The 26690-nt window shown below is 48.9% G+C and carries 21 protein-coding genes; 11 read left to right on the top strand and 10 right to left on the bottom strand.

Annotated features, from left to right (window positions below):
* Positions 1–48: 48 nt before the first annotated feature.
* From AB4Z29_RS08950 to AB4Z29_RS08910, 9 genes are all read right to left on the bottom strand, one after another.
* Positions 49–1026 (bottom strand): MerR family transcriptional regulator, encoded by a 978-nt coding sequence (locus AB4Z29_RS08950; RefSeq protein WP_441942708.1) that lies wholly within the window; start codon positions 1024–1026, stop codon positions 49–51.
* 135 nt (positions 1027–1161) lie between these two features.
* Entirely contained in the window at positions 1162–1815 is a 654-nt protein-coding gene (gene mtnB, locus AB4Z29_RS08945; RefSeq protein WP_441942707.1) for a methylthioribulose 1-phosphate dehydratase, read from the bottom strand.
* Entirely contained in the window at positions 1812–2495 is a 684-nt protein-coding gene (locus tag AB4Z29_RS08940; RefSeq protein ID WP_441942706.1) for a 2-hydroxy-3-keto-5-methylthiopentenyl-1-phosphate phosphatase, read from the bottom strand. The genes mtnB and AB4Z29_RS08940 overlap by 4 nt, the downstream gene beginning before the upstream one ends.
* Positions 2495–3724, bottom strand: a complete 1230-nt coding sequence (locus AB4Z29_RS08935) for a 2,3-diketo-5-methylthiopentyl-1-phosphate enolase (protein ID WP_441942705.1) — start codon at positions 3722–3724, stop codon at positions 2495–2497. Before AB4Z29_RS08935 ends, AB4Z29_RS08940 begins: the two co-directional genes overlap by 1 nt.
* The gene (gene proC, locus AB4Z29_RS08930) at positions 3721–4590 is read right to left on the bottom strand and encodes a pyrroline-5-carboxylate reductase (protein WP_441942704.1); all 870 of its coding nucleotides are present in this window, start codon (positions 4588–4590) and stop codon (positions 3721–3723) included. Before proC ends, AB4Z29_RS08935 begins: the two co-directional genes overlap by 4 nt.
* Before the next feature lie 51 nt (positions 4591–4641).
* Positions 4642–5892, bottom strand: coding sequence for a glutamate-5-semialdehyde dehydrogenase (locus AB4Z29_RS08925; RefSeq protein WP_441942703.1), 1251 nt, complete (start codon positions 5890–5892; stop codon positions 4642–4644).
* A gap of 17 nt (positions 5893–5909) precedes the next feature.
* Positions 5910–7016 (bottom strand): glutamate 5-kinase, encoded by a 1107-nt coding sequence (gene proB / locus AB4Z29_RS08920; protein ID WP_441942702.1) that lies wholly within the window; start codon positions 7014–7016, stop codon positions 5910–5912.
* A gap of 334 nt (positions 7017–7350) precedes the next feature.
* Positions 7351–8544 (bottom strand): pyridoxal phosphate-dependent aminotransferase, encoded by a 1194-nt coding sequence (locus AB4Z29_RS08915; RefSeq protein WP_441942701.1) that lies wholly within the window; start codon positions 8542–8544, stop codon positions 7351–7353.
* An 89-nt stretch (positions 8545–8633) separates the two neighbouring features.
* Positions 8634–9104, bottom strand: coding sequence for a hypothetical protein (locus AB4Z29_RS08910; protein WP_441942700.1), 471 nt, complete (start codon positions 9102–9104; stop codon positions 8634–8636).
* Positions 9105–9225: 121 nt separating this feature from the next.
* On the opposite strand from AB4Z29_RS08910, the gene AB4Z29_RS08905 reads away from it, so the two are divergent.
* Positions 9226–10026, top strand: coding sequence for a carbon-nitrogen family hydrolase (locus tag AB4Z29_RS08905; RefSeq protein ID WP_441942699.1), 801 nt, complete (start codon positions 9226–9228; stop codon positions 10024–10026).
* Here the strand turns inward: AB4Z29_RS08905 and AB4Z29_RS08900 are convergent, their stop codons facing one another.
* On the bottom strand, positions 10027–10920 hold the full coding sequence (locus AB4Z29_RS08900) for a LysR family transcriptional regulator (protein ID WP_441942698.1): 894 nt from the start codon (positions 10918–10920) through the stop codon (positions 10027–10029). It abuts the gene before it with no gap.
* 164 nt (positions 10921–11084) lie between these two features.
* Here AB4Z29_RS08900 and leuC point away from each other — a divergent pair, with 164 nt between their 5' ends.
* From leuC to AB4Z29_RS08850, 10 genes are all read left to right on the top strand, one after another.
* Entirely contained in the window at positions 11085–12500 is a 1416-nt protein-coding gene (gene leuC / locus AB4Z29_RS08895) for a 3-isopropylmalate dehydratase large subunit (protein ID WP_441942697.1), read from the top strand.
* 28 nt (positions 12501–12528) lie between these two features.
* Positions 12529–13128 (top strand): 3-isopropylmalate dehydratase small subunit, encoded by a 600-nt coding sequence (gene leuD / locus AB4Z29_RS08890; RefSeq protein WP_441942696.1) that lies wholly within the window; start codon positions 12529–12531, stop codon positions 13126–13128.
* A gap of 156 nt (positions 13129–13284) precedes the next feature.
* The gene (locus AB4Z29_RS08885; RefSeq protein WP_441942695.1) at positions 13285–14694 is read left to right on the top strand and encodes an N-acetylmuramoyl-L-alanine amidase; all 1410 of its coding nucleotides are present in this window, start codon (positions 13285–13287) and stop codon (positions 14692–14694) included.
* A 19-nt stretch (positions 14695–14713) separates the two neighbouring features.
* Positions 14714–15262: a GerMN domain-containing protein gene (locus AB4Z29_RS08880; protein ID WP_441942694.1), complete on the top strand. Its 549-nt coding sequence runs from the start codon at positions 14714–14716 to the stop codon at positions 15260–15262.
* Positions 15263–15359: 97 nt separating this feature from the next.
* A complete protein-coding gene (locus AB4Z29_RS08875) occupies positions 15360–17846 on the top strand; it encodes an S-layer homology domain-containing protein (protein ID WP_441942693.1) in 2487 nt (828 codons plus the stop codon).
* A 163-nt stretch (positions 17847–18009) separates the two neighbouring features.
* Entirely contained in the window at positions 18010–18705 is a 696-nt protein-coding gene (gene nth / locus AB4Z29_RS08870) for an endonuclease III (RefSeq protein ID WP_441942692.1), read from the top strand.
* A 5-nt stretch (positions 18706–18710) separates the two neighbouring features.
* A complete protein-coding gene (locus AB4Z29_RS08865) occupies positions 18711–18983 on the top strand; it encodes an NAD/NADP transhydrogenase alpha subunit (protein WP_441942691.1) in 273 nt (90 codons plus the stop codon).
* A 10-nt stretch (positions 18984–18993) separates the two neighbouring features.
* Entirely contained in the window at positions 18994–22662 is a 3669-nt protein-coding gene (locus AB4Z29_RS08860) for a dynamin family protein (RefSeq protein WP_441942690.1), read from the top strand.
* Positions 22663–22957: 295 nt separating this feature from the next.
* Positions 22958–24745 (top strand): ABC transporter ATP-binding protein, encoded by a 1788-nt coding sequence (locus tag AB4Z29_RS08855; protein ID WP_441942689.1) that lies wholly within the window; start codon positions 22958–22960, stop codon positions 24743–24745.
* Positions 24745–26568, top strand: a complete 1824-nt coding sequence (locus AB4Z29_RS08850) for an ABC transporter ATP-binding protein (RefSeq protein WP_441942688.1) — start codon at positions 24745–24747, stop codon at positions 26566–26568. Before AB4Z29_RS08855 ends, AB4Z29_RS08850 begins: the two co-directional genes overlap by 1 nt.
* Positions 26569–26690: the final 122 nt, after the last annotated feature.

The raw sequence follows: 26690 nt of genomic DNA, 5'->3' as shown, positions 1-26690 counted from the left end.
GGCTAAACCGTTACTCAATTGTATAACGTAAACATAGTTGGCAAATCGCTATAGCTTGCTTGCAAACACAAGCTGAGAAGCTGAATTCAAGCTTTCCGTAATGACCGAATAGCCATTTCTCCTGAACCAATCAGCCTGCTGTTTGGCATTCTCTACGTTTATCGTTGTTAAACCTGTAATAGCGATCCTTCCGCCGCTAAGCAGCACGCGGTCCATCTCTTCAAGCGCAACCTCCTGTTGGGCATGATCAAGATGATGCATGGCGAAGGAGCAAGCAATAAAGGAAAAGCTTTGGGCTGCTAGCGGCAGGCTAAGCAAATTGCCTTGCTTCGCATCTACAGCCGGAAGCCTGCGGCGAACGATGGCGAGCAATTCAGCAGATTGTTCAACGGCCGTTAAGCTGGCGCCTGTCTGGACAATTAGGGCAGTTAGATTCCCGCTGCCTGATGCAAGCTCAAGACCTAGCTCATCGCTAACCGGATCTAGCCATTCAACGGTTCGGATGAGCGCTTCATAATAATGGTCTTCTTCAAGTACACCTTGGAGTGCAGCAAGCGGTGTATCATAACCATGTAGAAGTGCCATCTCATCGTAATTCCATTGATCGCTCCAGGAAGCACGTATCATCCGGGTGCGCTTCATCTCATCGGCTGCATGCTCTAGCCTCTCAAGGCCAGGATTTCTGCTTCGCTGCCATTCGGAGATCGTTTCGTCGAGTGCTTTCAGCGCTTTGGTAGCAGTGACCCATTGCTCATATAGAATAGCGCGCGCACTGTCTAAATTGCGAATGAAAATATCGGTCTCATTCATTCGGCTTATCGTTTCATGGATTGTTGAGAGCGGCATGCCAAGCTCTCTCAGCGATATAATCCAACGAAGTCTCGTCAGATCCTGTTCTGAATATGACCGGTATTTATTGTCGGGAGCTTTTTGGGGCTGGATCAGCCCTTTTTCCTCGTAAAACCGCAGCGTGCGAGGCGTCACGCCTAACTGCTTAGCAGCTTCATGCACTCTTATGCTAATCACCTCCATTCTCATAATGAACGTTACCGTTACGTCAAAGTCAACTATTTAATCTCATTATTATGATTGGAGTGACAATGGCTAACGAAAAAAGATGCCAAAGCAGCCGGATGACTGTTTGACATCTATAAGATCTATCTAACGATTGCCGCGCTGCAAAAGCTCCAAGCGATATACGTATTCGAAAATGAATTCAAAAGCTTCCAGATGTCTTTTCGCTTCGAAAGCATTGGCACCCCATGCATAAATACCGTGCTTACGCAGCAATACGCCAGGAATATGCTTAACGATACGTTCGGTTATTTCTGGCACGATCGAAGGGATGTGGGCGAAATTAGATACAATCGGAATATCAATGTGAGCTTCTTCATCCCAAATATTAAAGCCTTTGATAAGTTCAACGCCATCAACCGGAACAGACTTGCGATCCCAGAAATGTTCAGAAATTACGCTATTGAACACCGAATGGATATGGAAGATTGCTCCAGCGCCCGTGAGCTTATATATTTCGCAGTGAATCAACGTTTCAGCTGAAGGCTTCAGGCGCGTTGCCTCACAAGGCTTGCCGTCTTGATCAACGAACAAATAATCTTCCGGTGTATGTACGGTTTTGTCTTTTCCGCTCGCTGTTACAGCAAATTGGAAATCATCGGGTTTGAAATCACCGACACGGATGGATAAGTTGCCGCTTGTACCAGGAAACCATCCTCGCGATGCAAACAGCTCCTTCACCTCGCGGAGCTCGGATAAAGCCCGTTGTTTGTCTTCTAATGCGATTTGTTGAAAGCTCATTTCGATTCCGTCCTTTCATTGCTCATGCTTTGGATGATGTCATAGAATGTTTCATATTCGGAATGTGCGAGACCAAGCTCTTTGCATTTCGTCGTTAAATGAGAACGGGAATACACGCGATCGGCAAGCTTTGCGCCTTCAAAATCAGTTACGCTGTCCCCGATAATGATGCGCTCATATTGTTCTGGGGGAAATCGGCGCATGATGGTTGTTTTGCACATACCGCAATCGTTGGTGCAGTTTCCGTCACATGGATTTGGCCATAAAATTTCAATGCGTTCGCCGCTGAAGTCGCTGCTGTTGCAATAAATATGATCGCTTGGAATATGAAACGCTTCAAGAATGGGATAAACAAAAAAATCAATGCCGCCGCTCGTAACATAGAAATCAATGCGCTGCTCTTCACAGTAAGTGAGAAATTCGGAAAAACCTTCGCGAATGCGTGCATTTGAAATGCTGAAAGCGATGACTTCCTCTTGCATGGAAGAAGGAAGGAGCCGGAAAAGTTGGCCGACCCCATCTTTAATTGAAATCTCCTGTGCAATGGTTTGTTCGGCAATTCGCTCCCAGCCCTCAGGATTGAAATGTTTGATGATTGCAATAATATTGTCATTTACGGTAATCGTCCCGTCGAAATCACAGAACACGATGCGTTTCTTGGCTGTTTTTGATTGCGTCATTATTCCCTGATCCCCCATGCGTTCACTGCGGCTTGCAGTGCTTCATTGCCAGGCTCTGCTGCAGCATCACGTAGGGAAGTGCCCTCCAACGTAGCTGAAATCGCTTGACGGAATGCTTGACCGCCCGCTGCGGTTCCCATGGCATGGCCGTGAATGCCGCCTCCAGCATTAACGACAACATCGGTTCCGAAATCTTTAAGGATGAGCGGCACAAGACCGGGGTGAATGCCCGCAGACGGTACCGGGAAGCTTGTCCGAAGGCCGTGCAGCGGCGCGAGCAGAGCGTCCTTCACGGCTAGATTCTCTTCCTTTGGCATAACGACTGAGCCGTAAGGAGAAGGGAAGAGGACCAAGTCGGCGCCGGCAAGACGCATCAGCTTGCCAAGGAGCAGCGCTGCGCTTATGCCATAATGCGGCGACGGGTACATCGCGCCCGCCATTGCGGGATGAGCTGCTATAGGCACGTTGATCGATGAATCGCTGCTTAACTCGTGAAGCACATCATAGCCATAAGCGAGAACATTGAACAGTAGAGCATTGGCGCCAGCGTCAATCGCTTTGCGTGCGCTCGCAGCGAGCTGGGACGTCGGTCCTGTCAAATTCACGGCATACAGCAGCTTCTGACCTGTTTCAGCCTCTGCGCGGCGTGCCGCTTCCATACATGCTTCGACACGCTTCTCAAGCGGAGTCAGTGGATTCTCGAATAAGATCTCATCGTCCTTGATCAAATCAACGCCGCCAAGCGCTTGTTTGTAGAACTGATCCTGCAGGTTAGCAAGATCATATCCAACTACGGATTTAAAAATACTCATAAGCAAAGGACGATCATGTACGCCAAGCAGCTGCCGAACGCCGTCAAGTCCGAACTTCGGACCAGGGAAAGCAGATGCGAAAGTTTCGGATACGTCTAAATCAAGAAGCTTGATTTTACCATCCATCGAGAGCTTGCCGAATACCGTAACGAGCAGGGCAGGAAGATCCCGGCTGAAGTTGATATCCGGGTAGGCTATTTGAATATCAGCGTACCGCTCGCCCGGTGCAGCGTCCGCAGGCTCATGGACCGAAATACTTAGCACCTTTCCTAGATGCTTTTCCATATTCGCCTTTTGAGCTTCAGGAAGCTCTGTCCAGCTGCCAACCGTCAAGCCAACCGCAATGGAGGTTGCTTTTTTGTTGAAATCCGCTTTGTCATCGTAAGACCGGTAGGTAGCTATGCAATATCCGTTCATTCTGAAATGCTCCTTTCGATGTCGGCACCAAGCTCTCCCGCTCGTTCGGCAGAACGGTTGATGCCTTTTTCAATGGTACCTGCGAAATCATTCGCTTGCATGAGCTCAAGTGCAGCTTGCGTCGTCCCGTTCGGGGAGGTGACTTTGCGCCTAAGCTCAGCAGGCTCCTCGCCCGTATGACGAACCATTTCAGCCGCGCCTAGAACGGTCTGCACAACTAGTTCTTTTGCCGCTGCTTCAGAAAATCCTAGCTTTATTGCCGATTCGATCATGGATTCCATGAAGTAATAGACATATGCCGGACCGCTGCCCGAAACGCCTGTCACGGCCTGTTGAAGCGACTCATCCACCACGGCGTTAATGCCGACGGAGCTGAAAATAGCCTCCGTAAGCAGCTTTTGCTGTGCGGATACTCGGTCGGAATAGCTAATGCCTGTTGCGCCTAAGCCGATTGTGCTTGAGGTGTTGGGCATCGCCCGAACGATTGAAGAGTGACCGCCAAGCAGTCGCTCAATGGATTGTATGGATAAGCCGGCAATTACGGAAATGATGAGTTGATTTGGCGAGATAAATGCTCTAATGCCGGCAATCGCATCAGCGGCATCCTTCGGCTTCATCGCTAGGAAAATAATATCGGCTTCTCGTAAATAGGATTCATTTTCTTTGCCTTGCAATATCGTTTGAACACCGTAGCGCTCGTTCAGCTCAGTCAAGCGATCAGCGTTCTGGCGGTTAAGCATCGAGATGCGGTTCGCTTTTATCAGCTCTTTATTAATGATGCCTCTTGCAATGGCTTCTGCCATGGAACCCGCGCCGTAGAAGCAGATCTGCAGGCTGGCAATACTTGTTTGCGTTAATTGTGACATTTGTACATTCCTCCGATATATCGGTTCATGAATAAGCGATGGACCCATTGATTAGCCTCTGATTTGACCGTTCCCATAAATCTGATATTTCGTTGAAGTGAGTGCTGGCAAGCCCATTGGTCCGCGAGCATGGAGCTTCTGTGTGCTGATACCGATCTCAGCTCCGAATCCGAATTCAAAGCCGTCTGTGAATCGAGTAGAGGCGTTATGGTATACGGCTGCTGCATCCACTTCCTGAATGAAGCGTTCCGCATGAGCTTTGTTTTCCGTGACGATGCATTCTGAATGCTTCGTGCTGTACCTTCGGATATGCGCGAGAGCCGTATCCAAATCAGGAACGATTCGAAGGTTCAAAATATAATCACTATATTCTGTGCTAAAATCCTCATCTGATGCGATTTTCATGCCAGGAATAAGAGCAGCCGTCTGCTCGCAGCCCCGAAGCTCAACCCCAGCTTGGATAAATCGGTCAGCGAGAGTCAATAGATGCTGCTTCGCAAATTGTTCATGGAGGAGCAATGTTTCCATTGAATTGCAGACCGATGGGCGCTGCACTTTTGCATTAAAAGCGATCTCGGCAGCCATATTGTAATCCGCGCCGGCATCTACATAGGTATGACATATACCGGCACCTGTTTCAATAACCGGCACGGTTGCGTTCTCGACGACATTACGAATTAAAGACGCACCGCCGCGGGGAATGACCACGTCCAGCAGGCCATTTAATTTAAGCATTTCATTAACGGAGGCACGGTCCGAATTCTCAATCAGCTGAATAGCGTCAGCCGGCATTTCCGTCGAACGGAGAGCGGATTTGAGAACTTCAACGATTTTACGGTTGGATTCAAGGGCTGCCGAGCCGCCGCGAAGCACGACGCTGTTGCCCGTTTTCAAGCATAAGCCGGCAGCGTCTACCGTTACATTAGGTCTAGCCTCGTAAATCATTCCAATTACGCCGAGCGGTACACGGATCTTATTCACTTTCAATCCGTTAGGCCGATCAAAATGCTCCAAAAGCTCGCCGACTGGATCAGGAAGTTCGACGATCTGCTTTAGGCCTTCGGCAATTGCAGCAATGCGGTCAGGAGTTAGCGCTAAACGGTCAAGCATGGATGGAGTAGTACCATTCTCGCGGCCATTGCGCAAATCAATTGCATTGGCTGCGATGATGGCTTCCTGCTCGGAGAGAAGGGCATCAGCCATGCGCAATAGTGCCGTATTTTTCTGATCTGTAGTCAATCTGTTCATAATCGTTGAAGCATCTTGTGCCAATGCCGCTTTTGTCCGTACTTCGCTTGTCATAGTTGCAAGCCTCCTTGTTATTTTAATGAAATCCACTCGTCGCGATGTATAAACTCGATACGGGCTACGTCGATTCTTCGTTTGACTTCCTCGGTAGTAAGTCCAGCAACGGCTTGAATCTGCCAAGCTGCGTAGTTGACAACCCCGCGTCCGATAATCTCGCCTTGCTGGTTGGCTACTTCAATAACGTCGCCAGGCAAAAATTCGCCAAGCACTTCATGGACACCAGCCGGGAGCAAGCTTTTTCCGCCTTCGAGCATGGCTAGAGCAGCACCTTCATCTACCGTTGCGCGGCCAAGCGGAATGGAGTGAAAACCTAGCCACTGTTTCTTCATGGGCAGGCTGTTCAGCTTGGTGTCGAAATATGTACCGCGGCCGTTGCCCTCAACGGCTAAAGACAAATCGCCTTCTTGCTGCACCTTGCCGATAAAGGCGTGCACACCTCCGCGCATCGCGATTCTGGCCGCTTCAATTTTGGAACGCATGCCGCCCGTACCGACCGAAGAGCCTGCGCCGCCTGCCACCTTCATAATATCCTCGGAAATTTGATCGACGCGTTCAATTTTGACCGCTTGCGGATTTTTACGAGGGTCCTCTGTGTACAAGCCGTCCATATCCGTTATGATGACAAGTTTTGCCGCTTTGGTCATGGCAGCTACGAATGCGGACAAGCTGTCATTGTCTCCGAACTTCGGAACCAGCTCATCCGTAGCAACCGTATCGTTCTCGTTAATAATCGGAATAATGCCAAGCCGCAGCAGTTCCTCGATTGTCATGAGCGCGTTTTGTATACGCCGCCTATTAGAGAAATCTGCACGCGTAAGCAAGATCTGGGCTGCAACGATGCCATAGCTATTGAAAGCTTCTTGGTAGGCTTGCATAAGAAGCGCTTGCCCAACCGCTGCCGCAGCTTGCTTCTCGTGTACGATCTTTGGCTTTGTTGCATATCCGATCTGGCGAAAGCCGGCAGCGACTGCGCCAGAGGTAACGAGCATGACGCTATTGCCTTTCTTATGCAAAGCAGCGAGCTCTGATGTGAAATACTGTATGCGCTCCCGGTTCAAGCCGCCTTCATCGGAGGTAAGGGAGCTGCTGCCAATTTTAACGACTATGCGTTCCGTCATCTTTATCCCATCCTATGCTTGTTTCATGACGACAAAAAAGACCTTCGTCCATAAAGGACGAAAGTCTTTGCTTCCGCGGTACCACCTTTGTTGACAACCCGATTATGAAAAAGGGTTATCCAGCTTAAGCCTATAACAGAAGGCKCTGTCCGGTTCATGGCCGGCCGCTCGGAGGTAGGTTCAGCAAGCGGCCTTCGGTAAATTCTCGCAGCCCATGGAATTTACTCTCTGATCGCGACCCTTCTTGCTTACTTGTCCCGTCATCACGTTCATGTTCAATTCCTACAAGCATATCACGAACCAATGCTGCTGTAAAGCAAGGCATAGCCCCGATTTAATGAAACAGATTCAGCTTGCCAATGCGTTCAACCGCCTCTTGAAGGCGCTCTTCGCTCGTTAACAGGCCCAGTCTGACGAATCCCTCGCCATGTGTTCCGAAGCCTACTCCCGGTGCTACCACAACGTCTGCTTCCTGCAATAACAAATCTGCGAATGCTTCCGACGTGAAGCCTGCTGGAACGGGAAGCCAGCAGAAGAATGATCCGCCAGGGCGAGCGGCCTTCCAGCCGATTCGATCAAGAGCCGTGAACAGCGCTTCGCGGCGTCGCTCATACATGGCTCGAAGCTCATTTACGCATTCTTGAGGACCTGTCAAAGCAAGCGCGGCCGCTTCTTGAATCCCGCCAAAAAGGCTGCAATAGTAATGGTCTTGAATCAAATTAATAAGCTTAATGATCTGCGCATTGCCGATAGCGAAACCAACGCGCCAGCCTGCCATGTTGTAGGTTTTGGACAGTGTATAGAATTCGACGCCAACCTCTTTGGCTCCAGGCGTTTGAAGAAAACTGATTGGCTTATGCCCGTCAAAGCCGATTGCACCGTAGGCGAAATCGCTGGCGACAACGATGCCATGCTTCTCGGCATATTGCACGGTTTGCTCGTAGAATTCTGCACTTGCAACAGCGCCAGTCGGATTGTTCGGATAATTCATAAACATAAGCTTGGCTCGTGCCGCTAGCTCCGGGCTAATCGCTTCATAATCAGGCAAATAGCTGTTTTGCTCGGTTAAGGGCATAAATGACATCTCGGCACCGGCTAGCGCTACGCCTGACCAGTAGTCCGGATATCCGGGATCTGGCACCAGGCACACGTCCCCCGGGTTCAGCAAGCACTGGCTGATTTCGACTAATCCGGTTTTTCCTCCGAATAAGATGGCGACCTCAGTCGTTGGATCGACATCAACGTTGTAATCTTCTTTGTACCGCTTTGCAACAGCTTCCTTTAGAAAGGGGTAGCCGCTGAAAGGGGGATACTTATGATACAACGGGTTGGCTGCTGCTTCCTGAAGCTTGGCAACAATATGGGGAGGGGTCGGCTGGTCCGGATTGCCTTGTCCCAAATTGATAACATCGCGTCCTTTGGCCGTTTGCGCATTTGCTTTGGCGACCAGCTTGGCAAAAAATTGCGTCGGAAGACCGTTCATCCGAGTCGCAGGTTGAATAAGGTGTTGACCGATTTGTGTTTCCATTCCCTCACGCTCCACATGGCAAAATCGCTATCTATAGTTAAGCAATAGCTTTAATGTAGCATGAATGCAGGGAGATGAGAAGCTAAAGCCTAAGAAGCGGGTACGCCTACCTTTTGAAGGAACGGCTTAATATCGGCTTTAAACAGGAATAAGTAAGGTCTGCGCTTCTCATCAAAAACGAGCAGAATCGGCGGTTTATCCTTGCAGTAAAAAAGGAATAGATCGTCGGAGGTTACGGAAACATCATTGGTTTTGATCGTCACGGCTTTCGCAAGAGGCACGCGGTACACATAGCTGCAGCTCTCGTCATTTGTCACCTGTGGAGCCAAACCGCTGATCGAATTGACCCATGATGAGGCAAAGGATTGATACTGTGCATCATTTGGAATCGTTTTGATGACTTTGCCGGCAGCAACGTCGAACACTTGCACAGGTTTCAGGCCAGTTTCCGTAGCTGGAGCAGTGTGTGCCCGGTGAGCGGGATAAGCGGAAGCCAGCGTTGCGAACAGAAAGAGCGAGCAGCATGCCAGCAGCATGGCGGCTATTCGTTTTGGATACATAATTGACATTCTCCTTTTTTAAATCAAATTAGTTATTCCTTCTTGTTACGGTTCCCATCTTGACACAAATCCATGACAAGGTATCATTAGGGAAAAAAAGCAATACGGGAGGAAACTAATCATGAGTCAACAATTGCGGCTTGCACTGCTGCAAATGAACATAGAAGCTGGCAATCCGGAAGTCAATTTCACGAAGCTGGGAGTCATGCTTGAGGAAGCGGTCAGCCAGTCGGTTAAGCCGGATGTCATCATGTTTCCTGAGATGTGGAATACAGGATATGCGCTCACCGAAATCAAAACGATCGCCGACAAAGATGGAGCTCGAACCAAAGCTTTCCTATCGGACTTCAGCAAAAAGCACCAGGTCCATATTATTGGCGGATCAATTGCTGAGCTGAAAGGGGAGAACGTGTACAACACGATTTATGCGTTCGACCGCAGCGGCGAACAAATTGCGGACTATTCCAAAATTCATTTATTCCGGCTTATGGATGAAGAGAAGTATTTGGCAGCAGGTGAGAAGCCCGGTAGGCTGGAGCTGGAGGGGTCAGGGGCAGGGATGATGATTTGTTATGACATTCGTTTCCCGGAGCTCGCCAGAAAGCTGGCGCTGGATGGAGCCAAGCTGCTATTCGTTCCTGCAGAATGGCCGCATCCGCGCCTGCATCATTGGAAAACGCTGCTAACCGCGCGGGCAATTGAGAATCAGATGTTTGTCGTAGCCTGCAACCGCATGGGGACGAGCGGAGATACGCAATTTTTCGGGCACTCGCTTATTCTTGATCCATGGGGCGAGACTGTTGCCGAGGCAGGAGAAGAAGAAACTATTTTGTACGCGGATATCGATTTGGCGCTTGTTGATTCCGTTCGGTCCAAGATACCGGTATTTGAGGACCGCAGGCCTACCTTATATGAAGCTTGATCAGGGATAGTTGCTAATCGTTTTGTTCAACGTTCGAATAAAAGCTTCTGATGCTTTCGATAAATAGCGGCCTTTGCGGCTGGCAATGACCAGCGTTCTTGTCGGCTTCTGCGCTAAGGATAGGTAAACAGGCGCGAATTGCGAGCCTTTGACCCGCGTAAGCATTTGCGGGACGAAGGCTATTCCCATGCCGCCGGCAACGAGAGACTGGATCGTCTCGATATTGCTGCTTTCGAATACGATTCGCGGTGAAAATCCGACCTGCTCGCACAGGTCTACCGTAATTTGGCGGAAGCCTTGTCCTCTTTTTAGGCCGATGAAAGGTTCTTCCTCAAGCTCGGAAATATCGACCGGTTCGATTCTTTTGGTTAAATGATGGTTCGGAGGGACAGCAAGGCAAATCTCCTCTTCGAGAAAAGGTTCCCACGAGAGTGAATTATCGATTAGAGGAAGAGAGAGCAGACTGAGATCCGTCCCGCCGCTTGCTGTAAGCTGCTCAAGCTTGGCCGTTGTATCTTCAACGAGTACAACTTCGATTTGTGGATATTGCTCACCAAATACGGGCAGCACCATAGGCAGGATATGCGAGCCGGTAATAGGCAGCGTGCCTACGACAAGACGGCCGCGGCGCATCTGGGCCATATCATCCATTTCCTGTTTGAGCTGCTCGACTGCATCAAGGATCGTTTGTGATTTGCTTACAAAAACTTGTCCGGCTTGCGTGAGCTCTACCGAATTGGTCGTGCGGCGAAACAAGAGCACGCCTAATTCTTGCTCCAGCTTAGATAGCTGCTGACTGAGAGAAGGCTGAGCTATATGCAGCTTCTCTGCGGCTCGCGAGAAATTTTTCTCTGAAGCAATTTGGATCACGTAATTAAGCTGTCTGAGCTCCATGCCGTTCATCTCCTTATTTTGCTTATTGAAGAAGCAAAACTTCCATTATAGTTATTACCTATAGACGTTATAGATATTATATCTTGGATCAATGAAGAAAGAAATGCTATAGTAGGTTCAGTTAAGAAACGCAGAAGATTTAATGAAAATATGGGGTGAATATAATGACGAAAAAGACAATGTTTGAGAAGATTTGGGACAATCACGTCATTCATCAAGAAGAAGGCAAGCCAAGCGTTATCTATATCGACTTGCAGCTTGTTCACGAAGTAACGTCACCGCAAGCGTTTGAAGGCTTGCGTTTATCCGGACGCAAAGTACGCCGCCCGGATCTTACATTCGCAACGATGGATCATAACGTACCGACGAAGGATCGTTTCAATATTACGGATCCAATCTCGAAGCAGCAAATTGACACGCTTACGCAAAACTGTAAAGATTTTGGCGTAACGCTGTTTGACCTTGACAGTATTGACCAAGGCGTTGTTCACGTAATGGGACCTGAGCTTGGCCTTACGCATCCGGGCAAAACGATCGTTTGCGGCGACAGCCATACTTCCACGCACGGCGCATTTGGCGCTTTGGCTTTTGGTATCGGCACAAGCGAGGTTGAGCATGTTATGGCAACTCAGTGCTTGCAGCAATCGAAAGCAAAAACGCTTGAGGTTCGTTTTAACGGTACGAGAAAACCTGGCGTTACGGCGAAGGATTTAATTCTAGGCGTTATTGCTCAGTATGGTACGGATTTCGCTACCGGTTATGTTATCGAGTTTACGGGCGAAGCGATTACAAGCTTGACGATGGAAGAGCGTATGACGGTTTGCAACATGTCAATCGAAGCAGGCGCTCGCGCCGGACTCATTGCTCCTGACGAAACAACGTTCAATTATCTGCGCGGACGTCAATATGCGCCAGCTAACTTTGACGCAGCAGTAGAAGCTTGGAAGCAGCTTACGACTGACGAAGGTGCCGTATATGATACGGTTGTTCACTTCGACGTAGATGCACTTATCCCGCAAGTTACTTGGGGTACTAGCCCTGGTATGGGTACGAACATTACGGCAAAAGTGCCATTCCCTGCTGACCTTCCAACAGAGAACGAGCGCAAAGCTGCTGAAGCAGCGCTTGATTACATGGATCTTAAGCCAGGTACGCCAATGAACGAAATTGCCATTGATTATGTATTTATCGGATCATGCACAAACGGTCGGATTGAAGATTTGCGTGCAGCTGCCGAAATCGCTAGAGGCTACAAGGTTAGCGACCGCGTAACGGCAATTGTCGTACCAGGTTCTGGCCGTGTAAAAATTCAAGCGGAAAAAGAAGGCCTCGACAAGATCTTTACAGAAGCTGGCTTTGAATGGCGCGATGCAGGCTGCTCCATGTGCCTAGCGATGAATCCGGATGTATTGAAGCCAGGCGAGCGCTGCGCATCGACTTCCAACCGTAACTTTGAGGGTCGTCAAGGCCGCGGAGGACGTACGCATCTTGTATCGCCAGCAATGGCTGTTGCGGCTGCGGTTAAAGGTCATTTCCATGATGTACGCGACTGGGAAATTAAATCCGAAGTGTTGAACTAACTGAACGCGAGAGAGGGGTATATCCGATATGGAACCGTTTAAACAACTTACAGGCATCGTCGCCCCGGTCGACCGGGTTAATGTCGACACCGATGCGATCATACCTAAGCAATTTTTGAAGCGCATTGAGCGCAGCGGCTTCGGCCAATTCCTTTTCTTCGAATGGCGCTTTCATGAAAGCGGCGAAGTAAATGCTGAATTCGAACCGAACAAACCGCGTTATGAGGGTGCATCAGTGCTTGTATCCCGTGCGAATTTTGGCTGTGGATCTTCACGTGAGCATGCGCCTTGGGCGATTTTAGACTACGGCTATAAAGTAATTATCGCTCCTTCTTACGCGGATATTTTCTATAACAATTGCTTCAAAAACGGTATTCTTCCAATCAAGCTTAGTGAAGAGCAAGTAGAAGAGATTTTCCAACGCACGGCTAAGCATGTAGGTTATACTTTGAAAGTAGACCTAGAGAACAAGCAGCTGTCTGATGATCATGGTCTTACTATCGATTTCGACCTTGATGAGCATCGTCGTCAATTCCTTCTGCAAGGTTTGGATGACATTGGCTTGACGCTTCAACATGAAGACAAAATTACAGCATATGAGCAAAAGCACATTGCTACTTTGGTTTAGGAAATGAAGCAAAGAGGACAAAGCAGCTCGTTCGAGCGATTTGTCCTCTTTTTTCCTTTTAACGCAACTTTTTCTGACAAGCTGCGTCTATATTTGCGTCTGTAAAAGTCGAATGCACTCATTCGATGCGGGCAATTTCAGTCATCGAGGTGGGAAATGAAAAGATTTGTGTCCATGTTGTTGTTTATGTCGTTGTTTTTCACGATGTTCGCCACTGTAGGACAAGCTGCAGAGGTCGTCCCAAAGCTTTTTTTGAATGGTAATTTGTTAACTTCAGCCGTGAACCCGCAAATTATTAACAATGCAACAGTTGTGCCGGTTCGAACAGTATCAGAAGGCCTGGGTTATCAAATTGTCTGGGATAATACGGTCAAAGCAGCGACGGTCACACATGGCAGCAATGTCATTAAGCTCAAGCTGAATGACAATATTGCGCTTGTGAACGATCAAAAGGTTCAAATGGATACTGCTGCATCCATCATAAAGGGAACCACATTAGTTCCGCTTCGATTTATCGGAGAGCAGTTCGGTTTGGATTTCGAGTGGAAGGCGACCGAAAAAGAAGTACATATGTATGAGCATTCGACTGAACCTACTGAACCCGTTATTCCAACGGATCCAACCGTACCGACAGGTCTCATTACACAAGTTGCTTATAATGGAGAAAGCACGTTGTCCGTAAGCTATGAAGGTGTATCAAAGGCAAACAAGCCTTTGGTGTTAGACAGTCCGAAACGAATTGTATTTGACTTTCCAAATACGGGGCTAAACACATTTTTGAGCGGACAAGCCGTAATCGATGTTACAGACAGCACTTATTTGCAAAAAATTCGATATTCATTATTCTCCAATTCTCCGCCAACCGTTCGTTTGGTTATTGAGATCAGTGAGGATACCGGTTATGTACTAACTGAAGATTTGGGTAAATTTCAATTAACGTTCATGCCGCTTAAGGATGTACCTGTTGACCCAACCCTTCCTGTTGATCCACCGATCGTGATTGACCCGCAGGAACCACCAGCGTCCAATGACGTGTTCGACGTTGTGATAGATCCTGGACATGGAGGATCGGATCCCGGTGCCAAAAGCGTATTGAACAGATGGGAAAAGGAGTTTAACTTAAGCGTTGCGCTTAAAATGAAGGCTCTGCTCGATAAGGAACCTAAAATTAAAGCTCACTTTACGAGAACGGGAGATACTTACCCCTCTCTGGATGATCGGGTTAAATTTGCTGAGAATTTAAAAGCCGATTTATTTATGTCCATCCATGCCAATAGCGGTGCAGCTTCGGCTTCAGGCGCTGAAACATACTATTACCGCGAGAATAGCAAAGCTCTAGCTGCTGTCATTCATAAACGCTTGATCGCGGCTACCAAAATCAAGGACCGCGGCGTTAAGAAGGAAGCATATAAGGTCATCAAGCAAACGACAATGCCTGCCGTCTTAATTGAAGCCGGATTCTTGTCAAATTCAAACGACGCAAAAATGTTGTTTGACGATGCGGCTCAAACACGAATCGCAACTGAGCTTGTAGCGGGCATCAAGGAATATTTAAAAGTGAAGTAGAAAGCAGGTGTTCAGTGTTATGAAACGATTCAAAGCACGTGGGCTGCTTGCTGTCATGGTAGTTTCCGCTGCGATTGCAGGATGCGGCGTCCAAGACAAGCCAAGCAACAATCAAGGTAGCGCTCCAACTGCGACGGCAGCTCCTTCAATTGAACCGACACCCGAAATGAACGAGATCGAAGCTACTATTTACTTAACCGATGCCGAGCTGACTGAAACAGTGGAGAATCCAGTTAAGCTCTCATACGAGACGGATTCTGACTTGGTTTCAGCGGCAATCAAAGCTTTGCAGCAGGATGCYGGTGATAATGCATTATCCTTATGGAAACCAATCGAAGTCAAAACCGTAGTACTCGAAGATGGACTTGTTACTGTCGATATTCATTTGCCAGACGAGGCTCGTCTCGGTGCGCCAGGAGAGATGTTTGTCATTGAGACGCTTAAGCAAACCCTGTTCCAATTCGAGTTCGTTAAGTCGATTGAGTTGTTGGTTGACGGTGCAGAGATCGAGACGCTGATGGGACATGTTGAGCTGGAGCATCCGATGATGAAAGAACAACAGCAATAACAATAGTTATATATCAAATGGCTTCGCTCCGCTCACTGAAAGGGCGGCGGAGCCGTTCTGCGTAATTACACATGACAATCAGGAGGAATACTTATTTATGACCATGCCATTTGCAGGTAGGAAGCTATTGATCGGAGCACTCGCTTTTTCATTGGTGGCGGGCAGCGGAGTAATCATTCCAACAAACCATAGTTACGTTGCCGCAGCTGTGCTAACAACACCTTTTAAAGATGTGACAAGCGGACATTGGGCAGAGAAACATATTGCAAAGCTAGCTCTTCAAAAAATCATAGAAGGAAATACAACAACGAGCGGTGCGTTTGTTTTCCGCCCAAGTGAAAATGTAAGTCAGCAGGAAGCAGTGCTCATGGCGCTGCGCTTTGCAGGCTTAGACAAGAAAGCTGATCAAGAGGAAATCATTGGTTTTCCGAATTCCTTTTCGGTAAGTGCTTTCTTCAAGGCTTACGTTACGCTCGCCTTTAAGGAAGGATTGCTCGATCAAGTGGAGGAATTCGATTTGGCGTCGAAAGATCCGAAGAACGCTTGGGGAACAAAGCCAGCGACTCGCGAATGGGTAACGAAGCTTATGGTGAGAGCTATCGGCCAAAAGCAAGAAGCGCTGGACTTGCAAAACACAGCTTCTTCTTTCTCAGATGCTTCCCAGATTAATGCGATCTATAAAGGTTACGTCAATCTTGCTGCCAAGCTGGAGCTGGTGAAAGGCGTAACTTCTGTGAAGTTTGATCCTAAAGCGAATGTAACGCGTGCGAGCCTTGCAACCATGTTTAGCCGTGCTGAGAGCCAATACCCTGTATCTTATGAGGGGCAGGTCGACGGAATTGTTTCACGAATTACGGATAACGCTATTACGGTCTATAGCAATAAGAAAGAAACCAGCTATTCAATCAATGCGGATACGCTTTATTATACTTACAAGACGGAAACGCCTATTACGAAGCAGCAGCTGCTGGAATATGGGGATGTAACTGTAATTGCCAAAGATGGCAAAGCACTTTATGTCGAGGTGAAGGGTGACAAAGCACATACGACTACAATTGCAGGTACGCTTGATCGGGTCATTGCGAGTGACAAGAAAATATATGTGTGGGTGAATGACAAGCCAGTTGAGATTTTTTATAATGAACAGCTTTCCGTTGTTGATAGCGATGGGAAAGCATTAGCGTTGACAGCGATTAAAAGAGACAGTGCGATCACCATTGTTCAGGATGCATTCCGAGAAACGCCAATCGCCGTTAAAATCGTAGCAGCACCACAAGCGTCAACCACGAGCGTGAAAGGGACTTTTTATGGCACGGACGGAGAATTGATTACAGTCATGCAGGGCACCACACTTGTATCCAAGTTCATGGCGGATGCCGTGACGCTTGAAATTGCAGGAGTGACTGGAGCGACGATTGGCGATTTGATTAAAGAAGCCGATGAAGTTGAGCTTACGCTTAACGAAGCGGATCAGGTTACGAAAATCAAAGTGGCTAACCGAAATGTGAAAACCGTAGCCGGAGCGCAAATTGCTAGCTTCGTATATGATAAAAAACTGTTGACCGTCGTAGACGCTTCAGGCGGCAATGCTCAGGCCTTATATTTTAATGACAAAACGAAAATCGAATATAGCGGTAATCTCATTACATTGGCCTCGGCAACGAGCTTGTTGACTCAGAATCGCAAAATCGTTATTACGTATACAGGGAACTCTATTGTTTCACTGCAGTTCGTAACGAAATATATGGGCAATCTCATATCTATGAATTCATCATCAAATTTGATGACGGTTATGCTGGATAACGGTTCTACGGTTGCTTTGCCTTATAATACTGCTTATGTAGAGCACCCGTCCATCGCAAGTGCCGCATTTAGTGACCTAAAGACTGGCGATCTACTCACTTTGGAACTAAACAACACGCAAGACCGTGTAGCTACCATAAAAGTACATGGAAATGCGCAATATGAGGTAGTTTCTGTCGATGCTACGGCTAAAAAGCTTCGTGTGAAAAACGCAATGACGCCTGTATTTGAATTATCGGTGCTCAGCACGGACATCACGAATGAAGCGGGTGCTAAGCTCACGGTAGAACAGGTTACGCCAGGCAATCTGATCAATGTCAGCTATATCGGCAAACAAGCAGTCACTGCACGTACAGTAGCAGCCACATTTGGCAAAGTGCAAGCCGTATCAGCAAGCAGCGTGACGATCGTGGAGCTTGCAGGTCAAACGACGGTGTATAACGTAGACGCAGGATTCACTGCCATTAAAGGCACCTCTCAGAGCAATGCATCTAACCTAATCGCGGTTGGCGACTATGTAGAAGTGCAGAAGTATGAAGGCAATAAGACACAAATCTCAGTGGCAGTTGGTGAGAGCCGGATTTTTACAAGCTATAACATAGCTAATGCGCAAATCTGGACAGAGAAGGTTTCGGATGCCGACAATCGGAATTATTTCAACGTAAACAGCAATACAAAATATTTCTATAATGGAAACGTGACTGCCGCAACGGCTTTCAAAGCGGGCGAAGCCATTACCATTTACGGATTTAGGAACTATGCGATCGCAGTGGTCAAGTAGAAAATGAATGGAAATAAGCTCATTTTTAAGCTTAGATATTTATATTTTGTGAAAAAACTGCCCTTAAGGGCAGTTTTTTTATAGAATATGCTTGATTACGGTTGCGAAGCGTGACAATATTCGCTACACTTTGAACGATAGTGTTTGATTAGGGGAGAGGACGATGAGCACGAAACAGAAAATGCGTCATGTACTGGATATCATTGCGGAAATGTTTCCAGATGCACACTGCGAGCTTAACCATAGCAATCCGTTCGAGCTTACGATAGCCGTGCTGCTGTCAGCGCAATGCACGGATGAGACGGTCAATAAGGTTACGGTAGGCTTATTCGAGAAATATAAGCAGCCAGAGGATTATTTGAGCGTACCCCTTGAAGAGCTGGAGCAGGATATTCGCCGCATCGGACTGTTTCGAAGCAAAGCTTCGAATATTCAGAAGCTATGCCGTATCGTTATCGATAAATATGACGGTGAAGTGCCGGAGAGCCATGAAGGATTGACGGAGCTGCCTGGCGTAGGCAGAAAAACGGCGAATGTCGTTATGTCCAACGCATTTGGCGTGCCTGCTATCGCAGTCGATACGCATGTGGACCGTGTGTCGAAGCGGCTTGGATTCGCTAAGCCTGATGATTCCGTTCTCGAGGTAGAGAAGAAGCTTATGAAGCTTGTGCCTCGCGAGGAATGGACGTTAACTCACCATAGGCTCATCTTTTTTGGCCGCTATCATTGCAAAGCGCAAAGCCCGCAGTGTCCGATCTGTCCGCTGCTTGATTCGTGCAAAGAAGGAAAACTACGTATGAAGCCAGGCTTTAAAACCAAAAATAAGAGCATAAAACCTAAAATAGCCAATGAAGGATGATGACAATGAACTGTATTTCCGTGTACACAAAAAACTTTGAGCTTTTTTCCGATATTTATGAGCAAGTGCTAGAGTCTCCACCAGAAGAAAACGAGGACATCGTAGTAGAAGGCATTACTGTTAGCGGTTCGGGCGATGTTCCTGAGCAATACATCGAACGTATGCGCATTAAACCTGAAGTTGTTGTTATGCGTGACAAAGAGCGCAACATTATGATTTTGCAGCATGGCAACGTATTTGAAATTTGCCTGCCGTCTGAAGAAGAGCAAGCCGTTTAAGGAGAAGCAAATGACAGAAATAATAACCGTGCAAAGCATAGCGGGAGCTATATCCGAGGCAGCGGGCTTAATGGCCGCAGCAGGAGATACATTACATGCAAAGCAAGCACAGGAGCTGAACAGTAAGCTGACCGAGGGTCGGCTTACTGTCGCTTTTTGTGGACATTTTTCGGCCGGAAAATCAACTTTGATTAATCGGTTATGCGGTACGAAGCTGCTGCCCTCAAGCCCAATTCCAACCAGTGCGAACGTTGTTTCGATTCGCGGCGGAGAACGGGCATACGCTGAAGTTGAAACGATCAAGAACGGCATTCGTTCGCAAGCAGAGGTACCGATTGACGAACTGGACCGCTATTGTGTTGACGGCGAGCAGTTTACTTCCGTTTCGATTATTTATCCAAGCGAGCAATTGGGCAACCATACGGTTCTGCTTGATACGCCTGGTATCGATTCAACGGATGATGCCCATCGGATGGCTACGGAATCAGCGCTGCATCTGGCCGACGTGGTTTTCTATGTGATGGATTATAACCATGTGCAATCCGAAATCAATTTTGCATTCGCCAAGCAGTTGAAGGATTGGGGCAAGCCATTATACTTTATCGTCAATCAGATTGATAAGCATCGCGAGCGCGAGCTTTCTTTCTCAAGCTATCGCCAAAGCGTAGAAGACGCATTTCATGCTTGGCATCTGGAGCCGGCAGGAATCGTCTATTTGTCGTTGCGCGAACCAAGCCACCCCCATCAGGAATGGGACAAATTTATCGGATTGCTAGACGGGCTGCAAAAGATTCGGGAGCCGCTCTGCAATTATAGCGTCGACGCTTCTTTGCGTCATTTGGCTGCCGGCCATTTGAGGTGGAGCGAGCTTCAAACAGAGCCGGAGCGTGAACGGTTGATCGAAGCGGCAGGTGGCGAGGAAGCTGCAGCCCGCGTATCGTTTGAGATGGATCGCTTGAAGCAGGTTATTGAGCAGATTGCGAACAAAAAAGAAGTGTACCGGGCGCAGCTTCGCAAGGAGCTTCAAACGCTGCTCGATAATGCGAATATTACGCCGGCAGGGCTACGTGATTTGGCGCAGTCTTTTCTTGAAAGCAGAAAGCCTGGATTCAAGACGGGATTATTGTTTGCGGCTGCAAAGACGGCTGCGGAGCAGGAACGGAGATTGTCGGCGTTCAGCGAGGAATTGAACAGCCTGATCAGCGCTTCAATTGATTGGCATGTGAAGCATTTGCTCCGCACGGAAGCCGAACGGGCAGCCTTCGACGGCGCTGTTCTTGAAGAACAAATGGCGCAAAGCCTCGCTTGGCTGCCTAATGCGGAATGGCTAATTTCACGGGTGAAAGCCGGTGCGGTCATAAGCAATGAATATACGATGACGTTCAGCCGCGATCTCGCAGCGGACGTGAAGTCCGAATATCGCCAGCGGGCGCTTGCGCTGATCGACGCGCTGGCGGATCATGCTGTCGCGGCAGGGGAATTGGCCGCGGCCGAGGCTCAAGCACAGCTTGCAGCGCTTCGCGCGCAGGCTGGCGCTCTAATGGCGCTGGCTGCGATCGCGAAGCGAGCAGGCGAGCATGAAGCGCGCCTTGCGGCAGCGCTGCCCGATGCGCCGGCTAGGCCGGCATTGCCCGCGCCGCGTGCAGCGGCCGGGTCCGGAGCTGCTGCGAAGGCGGCGAGTGAGGCCGCTGAAGCTGTTGCAGCTGCGAGCGAAGCGCAGCTGGTGCGCGGCGCCGCAGGGGCGCAGCGTGCGGCTGGCGCGAGGCGCAGCTCGCTCGCGGGCGGAGCCGCCCTCGCGCAGCAGCATGGCGCAGCCGCGCGCTTAGCGGGCGCGGCGGAGCTGCTCGCGCCGCATGCAGCGCTGGCCGCGGCAGCGGAAGCGATGCGCGACAAGGTGAAGCGGCTGCAGGACAGCCGCTTCACCATCGCGTTGTTCGGCGCCTTCAGCGCCGGCAAATCATCGCTCGCAAACGCGCTGATCGGCGAACCGGTGCTACCGGTCTCGCCTAATCCGACGACGGCGGCGATCAACCGGATCGTGCCGCCAACGGCGGAGCACGGCCATGGCACAGCACGCATCGTCATGAAGTCGCGCGCTGCAATCGAAGACGACGTTCGCTATTCCTTAGCGCTGCTCGGAGAGAAGGCCGGCATCGACCAATTGCCCGATGCCGCAGCGCTTATGCGGGCGATTGACCGCTTAACTCCCGATTCTATCGGGGCAGGCGGCCGCCCGCACTTCAGCTTCCTGCGCGCAGCCCGCGCAGGCTGGGAGCGGCATGAGCAGCTGCTTGGCCAGCTTCTCTCCGTCGACCAAGCCGAGTATGAGCGGTACGTAGCAGAAGAGTCACGCTCTTGCTTCGTAAGCGAAATCGAGCTTCATTACGATTGCGAGCTGACTGCACAGGGCATCGTGCTCGTGGATACGCCTGGCGCGGACTCCGTTAATGCCAGACATACAGGCGTTGCCTTTAATTACATTAAGAATGCGGATGCCGTATTGTTCGTCACCTATTATAACCATGCCTTCTCGCAGGCTGACCGTCAATTTCTGATGCAGCTTGGCCGGGTTAAGGATCAATTCGAGCTTGATAAAATGTTCTTCCTCGTGAACGCAGCGGATCTTGCTGCAGATCAGGAGGAGCTGTCTGGCGTGCTGAAGCATGTTGAAACGAATTTACTGCAGCATGCGATAAGATCGCCGCGCTTGTTCCCGGTTTCAAGCCTGCAGGCGCTTGACGGCAAGACGGATGGAAATGAGGAGCTGGTGAAACGCTCCGGCATTGAAGCATTTGAGCAATCATTCCTATCCTTTATTCAGAATGACCTTGGGCGGCTCGCGATTGAAGCAGCTGAACAGGATTTGAAACGGGCGGCGGCAACCGTTGCAGGCTGGCTGAAAAGCGCGGAAGGCGATGCTTCCGTGCGGGAGGCAGAGCTTCAGGCACTCCAAAACGCCGTGCAAGCGGCGAAACAGGATATTGCGTCCCTTCAAGCTGGATCATTGCCTGAACAGCTGAAACAAGAGCTGAGCGAGCTGCTCTATTATGTCGTGCAGAGAATTCAATATCGCTTCGGCGAGTTTTACAATTTTGCCTTTAATCCAGCATCCTTGCAGGATGATGGGCGAGATTTGAAGAAAGCGATTTGGACCTCTTGGCTGGAGCTCCAAAGACTTGTTCAGCTTGAGCTCTCGCAAGAGATGCTTGCTACTTCCTTGCGCATGGAACGCGGCATTCACACCCAGCTACAGAAACAGTTCGCAAGCACTGCCCAGCGGCTGGAGTCAACCATCGCCGCATATAGTGCTGTTCCTTATTCACCAGTGGCACTGCCAACGCCAGAGCAGCCCACAGCATGGGAAGCACAGGCGGTTGATGCTAAGCTGCTGTGGAGCCGCTTCAAAACGCCTCGCCATTTCTTTGAAGGCGAAGGGAAGTCGCTGCTTCGCAAAGAGCTGGATACGCTGCTTGCTCCCTCCTTGAACGGATGGATGACCGAGCAGACAGCTGCTTGGACCTTGCTGTATGAGCAGATTTGGAGACATGCAGCTGAGGTTGCGGGAACCAAGCTTGCTGAAGACATGCTTGCCTACGAAAGCGGCAAGCGAAGCACCCTTGCGGGAAGCGCGGATATCGCTGAGCTTAGCCAGCTTTACAAACAATTGATTCATCTCTAATTGTCAATGGATGTTGATCTTTCTATCGCATTAACAGCTGAATGCTTTTGCGGGTACCGTCGGTTCCCGCAAAAGCATTTTTTTATTTTGTGTGTTTCTGTGCAAAAAGTGAGCAATTGGCACATATTTGTCACGATTTAGGACCATTTGGGAGCATTAACCGTTTCCAATTTACATATCGCGACTATAAGCGGATTCAATCAGTTATATGCATACTTATACAGTTTGCTCGCTTTTCGGGATGCTGATAATATTCACTCATACTTACAAAATAGCAACGGGGAGATGGATTTACTTGGACGTTTTAAGACAATTAAAAGCATTTTATTGGGCGGAACGAAAATTTTTGTTCTCTTCCATTTTTTGCTTGATGTGCGCTACGGCGCTCGGACTTGTCTATCCGAATTTGCTGCGTTACCTGATTGACGATGTGATTACACCAAGGAAGTTCGAGCTTGTGCCGACACTTGCGTTCACCGTAGTCGGAGTCGTATCGTTTAAAGGCTTTATGCAGTTTTTGCATGGATTTTTTGGCGGACGTCTTGGCAACAAGGTTGCATTCAGGATGCGCAACGGATTATATGACAAGCTGCAAACGCTATCGTTTCAGTATTATGACAAAGCGAAAACGGGCGATCTCATGTCGCGCCTAACTGCGGATCTTGAGGCGATCCGCAACTTTATCGGCTTTGGCTTCGCTCAAATTTTGAATATGGTGCTTATGATTGTCTTTGGCGGAGCTATGATGCTATCGATTCATTGGCAGCTAACCTTGATCACATTGGTGACCATACCGCTGCTCGCCTTCACGGCTGTTCGGTTCGAGAAGAACATTCATCCGGCATTCCGGGAGATGCGACAAGCGATGAGCAATCTGACGACCGCGGTACAGGAAAACATAACTGGCGTGCGAACCGTTAAATCGTTTGCCCGCGAATCGCATGAGGTATCGAAGTTTTCGGTACGGAGCGAGGCTTACCAGACGAACCAAGTCGGGGCAGCCAAAATCTGGGCCAAATATTTTCCTGTCATGGAGCTGGTCGCCAACTTAAGTGCGGTTATCCTGCTCGTAACGGGCGGTATTCTAGTCATTAACAAATCGCTTCAGCTTGGTGAATTCGTAGCGTTCTTCAGCTTGATCTGGTACATCATCGGACCGATGTGGGGACTTGGCTTTCACATTAACAACTACACGCAGTTCAAAGCTTCAGGCGAGCGAGTGCTCGGTTTGCTGAATGAGCATGTGCATGTCAAAAATATTGAAGATGCCATTGAGGTTAATAGCGAGACGTCGAAGGGTCATGTCCGTTTTGACCATGTTACCTTTAATTATCCAGACAAATCACCAGCTGTTACCGACTTGGTTATTGATGCGCCCGAGGGCTCTGTAATCGGCTTGCTAGGTGCGACGGGTTCAGGGAAATCAACGATTATCCAATTGCTCATGAGAGCCTACAATGTTAAAAAAGGTACGATAACGCTTGACGGCATTGATATTCGCAATCTTGATGTAGCAAGCCTGCGCCGCTTGATCGCACCGGTCTTCCAAGAAACGTTTTTGTTCTCGGCATCGATTCGCGACAATATTGCGTACGGCGTACGAGATGTTACGCCAGAGCAAATCGAATATGCGGCTAAGCTCTCGAATGCACATGATTTCATCATGGAGCTGCCGCTTGGCTATGACACGATCGTGGGTGAGAGAGGGATGGGCTTATCCGGCGGACAGAAGCAGCGGATCGCGATTGCTAGAGCGCTAATCAAAAACCCGCGGATTCTTATTTTGGATGACGCAACCAGCGCTGTCGATATGGAAACGGAGCATGAAATTCAAGCAGGCTTCAAAGAGCTGATGGCAGGACGCACGACATTCATTATCGCGCATCGGATCTCGTCGCTGAGGCATGCTGACGAAATCATCGTATTAGATAAAGGCCATGTCGTGCAACGCGGCACGCACGCGCAGCTTATCGCGCAGCGTGGTCCGTACAGAGATACTTACAACATTCAATACGCTGATCATCCGCTCGTTGACGGATTAGATGCCGAGGAAACGAATGATCGGAAAGGGAGTACCGTCTAATGAGCAGCAGTGTCAAAGCAAAGGCAAGCAATAAAAACGAACGCTTCATCTATCAAGATGATGAGCTGATCGAAAAGCCCTTTAACTGGGGGCAATTACGCCGCTTGTTTATGTATATGAAGCCTTACTCCAAAGAACTAATGCCGGTTATTATTATGATGATCTTGGGTACGGTGACACGCCTTGGCGTGCCTGCCCTCGTCATACTGGCCATCGATGAAGCGATCGCACCTGCGAACGGCATAACAAGCGTGCCAAAGCTGCTTATCATCGCAGGCCTGATGCTATTCTTGTATATTATTCAATGGGCTTCCAATACGTACCGCATTAAATATACGAATATTATCGGCCAGAAGGTCATTTATGACCTGCGGAATCATTTGTTCCAGCATATTCAGAAGCTAAGCTTTCGCTTCTACGACAAGAGACCGGCCGGCTCTGTTCTCGTGCGTGTGACGAACGACGTCAATGCGCTGCAGGACCTGTTTACGAATGGAGTAGTCAATCTATTGATGGACTGCGTTCAGTTATTCGGTATCGTCATTATTTTGCTTGTGTGGAACTTCAAGCTGGGACTCGCGGTCATGATAACGGTTCCGTTAATGTTCCTGGTGTCAACGACGCTCCGCAAAAGAATACGGTTCGCTTGGCAGGACGTGCGTATTAAACAATCACGCATCAACTCTCATTTGAACGAAAGTATTCAAGGGATGAAGGTTACTCAGGCATATGTGCAAGAGAAGGACAATATGAGCTTCTTCGACCATATGAACTCGGTTAACGTGAAATCATGGAACAAAGCGTCCGCGCTCAACCAAGCGTTCGGACCGGTTATAGAGGTAACGTCAGCGATCGGAACCTTTATTCTATTCTGGTACGGTTCTCATCTAATTCAAACAGGAGCCATTACGATTGGATTGCTCGTTGGTTACGCCAATTATATCGGCAACTTCTGGGATCCAATCAACCGTCTCGGCCAGATGTATTCCCAGCTGCTTATTGCGATGGCATCATCGGAGCGAATCTTTGAATTTATTGACGAGGAGCCAACCGTGGGTGAACTAACGCATGCGAAGCCGCTTCCGCCAATTAAAGGAGCTGTGACCTTCGACCATATCGTCTTCGAGTACGAGAAGGGACGGCCGGCACTCAAAAATGTCACAATTGAAGTGAAAGCAGGCCAATCCATCGCGCTGGTTGGCCACACAGGGTCCGGTAAAAGTACGATTATCAACCTGCTATGCCGCTTTTATGATCCGGTTGAGGGTCGTGTGCTGATCGATGGGATCGATATTAGAGATGTGACGATTGAAAGCTTGCGCTCACAAGTTGGTATTGTACTGCAGGATACGTTTATATTCGCGGGTTCGATTCGAGACAATATCCGTTATGGCCGATTGAATGCGACGGATGCTGAGATCGTTAAGGCAGCCCAAGCGGTCAATGCGCATGATTTCATCATGGATCTGCCGGATGGCTACGATACGCAGGTTGAGGAACGAGGAAATGTGCTTTCGATGGGGCAGCGCCAGCTACTATCCTTCGCTCGGGCGTTGCTCGCTGATCCGCAAATTCTAATCTTGGATGAAGCGACAGCAAGCATCGATACCGAGACGGAGCTTAAGATCCAAGAAGCGCTCAAAATATTGCTGTCCGGACGTACGTCATTTATGATCGCTCACCGCTTATCTACCATTCGTCATGCTGATGAAATTATCGTGCTTGATCACGGTCAGATTGTTGAGCAGGGCAATCATGAAGCTTTGATTGCGAAGCAAGGCGTGTATAACGGGCTGATCGAAGCTCAATATCGTTATCTGTAATAGGCTTTTGCAAAAATAGTTGATTTTTCATGGTAGAACCTCCACAATGGAAGAAAAAACGAACCGAAGCGATCCATTTGCCTAGATTTACTCTAGGGATCGACTTCGATTTGCTTCCAGGA

The organism is Paenibacillus sp. 2TAB23 (genome assembly GCF_052115165.1).
Classification (GTDB): domain Bacteria; phylum Bacillota; class Bacilli; order Paenibacillales; family Paenibacillaceae; genus Pristimantibacillus.
Note: the sequence above shows the minus strand (reverse complement) of the source record. Positions and strands in the feature narration are given on the sequence as shown.

What these genes read in the sequence shown, in the direction of transcription:
- mtnB (WP_441942707.1), bottom strand. Translation starts at nt 1,815, where the DNA reads ATGAGCTTTCAACAAATCGCATTAGAAGACAAACAACGGGCTTTATCC.
- AB4Z29_RS08940 (WP_441942706.1), bottom strand. Translation starts at nt 2,495, where the DNA reads ATGACGCAATCAAAAACAGCCAAGAAACGCATCGTGTTCTGTGATTTC.
- AB4Z29_RS08935 (WP_441942705.1), bottom strand. Translation starts at nt 3,724, where the DNA reads ATGAACGGATATTGCATAGCTACCTACCGGTCTTACGATGACAAAGCG.
- proC (WP_441942704.1), bottom strand. Translation starts at nt 4,590, where the DNA reads ATGTCACAATTAACGCAAACAAGTATTGCCAGCCTGCAGATCTGCTTC.
- AB4Z29_RS08925 (WP_441942703.1), bottom strand. Translation starts at nt 5,892, where the DNA reads ATGACAAGCGAAGTACGGACAAAAGCGGCATTGGCACAAGATGCTTCA.
- proB (WP_441942702.1), bottom strand. Translation starts at nt 7,016, where the DNA reads ATGACGGAACGCATAGTCGTTAAAATTGGCAGCAGCTCCCTTACCTCC.
- AB4Z29_RS08915 (WP_441942701.1), bottom strand. Translation starts at nt 8,544, where the DNA reads ATGGAAACACAAATCGGTCAACACCTTATTCAACCTGCGACTCGGATG.
- AB4Z29_RS08910 (WP_441942700.1), bottom strand. Translation starts at nt 9,104, where the DNA reads ATGTATCCAAAACGAATAGCCGCCATGCTGCTGGCATGCTGCTCGCTC.
- AB4Z29_RS08905 (WP_441942699.1), top strand. Translation starts at nt 9,226, where the DNA reads ATGAGTCAACAATTGCGGCTTGCACTGCTGCAAATGAACATAGAAGCT.
- AB4Z29_RS08900 (WP_441942698.1), bottom strand. Translation starts at nt 10,920, where the DNA reads ATGGAGCTCAGACAGCTTAATTACGTGATCCAAATTGCTTCAGAGAAA.
- leuC (WP_441942697.1), top strand. Translation starts at nt 11,085, where the DNA reads ATGACGAAAAAGACAATGTTTGAGAAGATTTGGGACAATCACGTCATT.
- leuD (WP_441942696.1), top strand. Translation starts at nt 12,529, where the DNA reads ATGGAACCGTTTAAACAACTTACAGGCATCGTCGCCCCGGTCGACCGG.
- AB4Z29_RS08885 (WP_441942695.1), top strand. Translation starts at nt 13,285, where the DNA reads ATGAAAAGATTTGTGTCCATGTTGTTGTTTATGTCGTTGTTTTTCACG.
- AB4Z29_RS08875 (WP_441942693.1), top strand. Translation starts at nt 15,360, where the DNA reads ATGACCATGCCATTTGCAGGTAGGAAGCTATTGATCGGAGCACTCGCT.
- nth (WP_441942692.1), top strand. Translation starts at nt 18,010, where the DNA reads ATGAGCACGAAACAGAAAATGCGTCATGTACTGGATATCATTGCGGAA.
- AB4Z29_RS08865 (WP_441942691.1), top strand. Translation starts at nt 18,711, where the DNA reads ATGAACTGTATTTCCGTGTACACAAAAAACTTTGAGCTTTTTTCCGAT.
- AB4Z29_RS08860 (WP_441942690.1), top strand. Translation starts at nt 18,994, where the DNA reads ATGACAGAAATAATAACCGTGCAAAGCATAGCGGGAGCTATATCCGAG.
- AB4Z29_RS08850 (WP_441942688.1), top strand. Translation starts at nt 24,745, where the DNA reads ATGAGCAGCAGTGTCAAAGCAAAGGCAAGCAATAAAAACGAACGCTTC.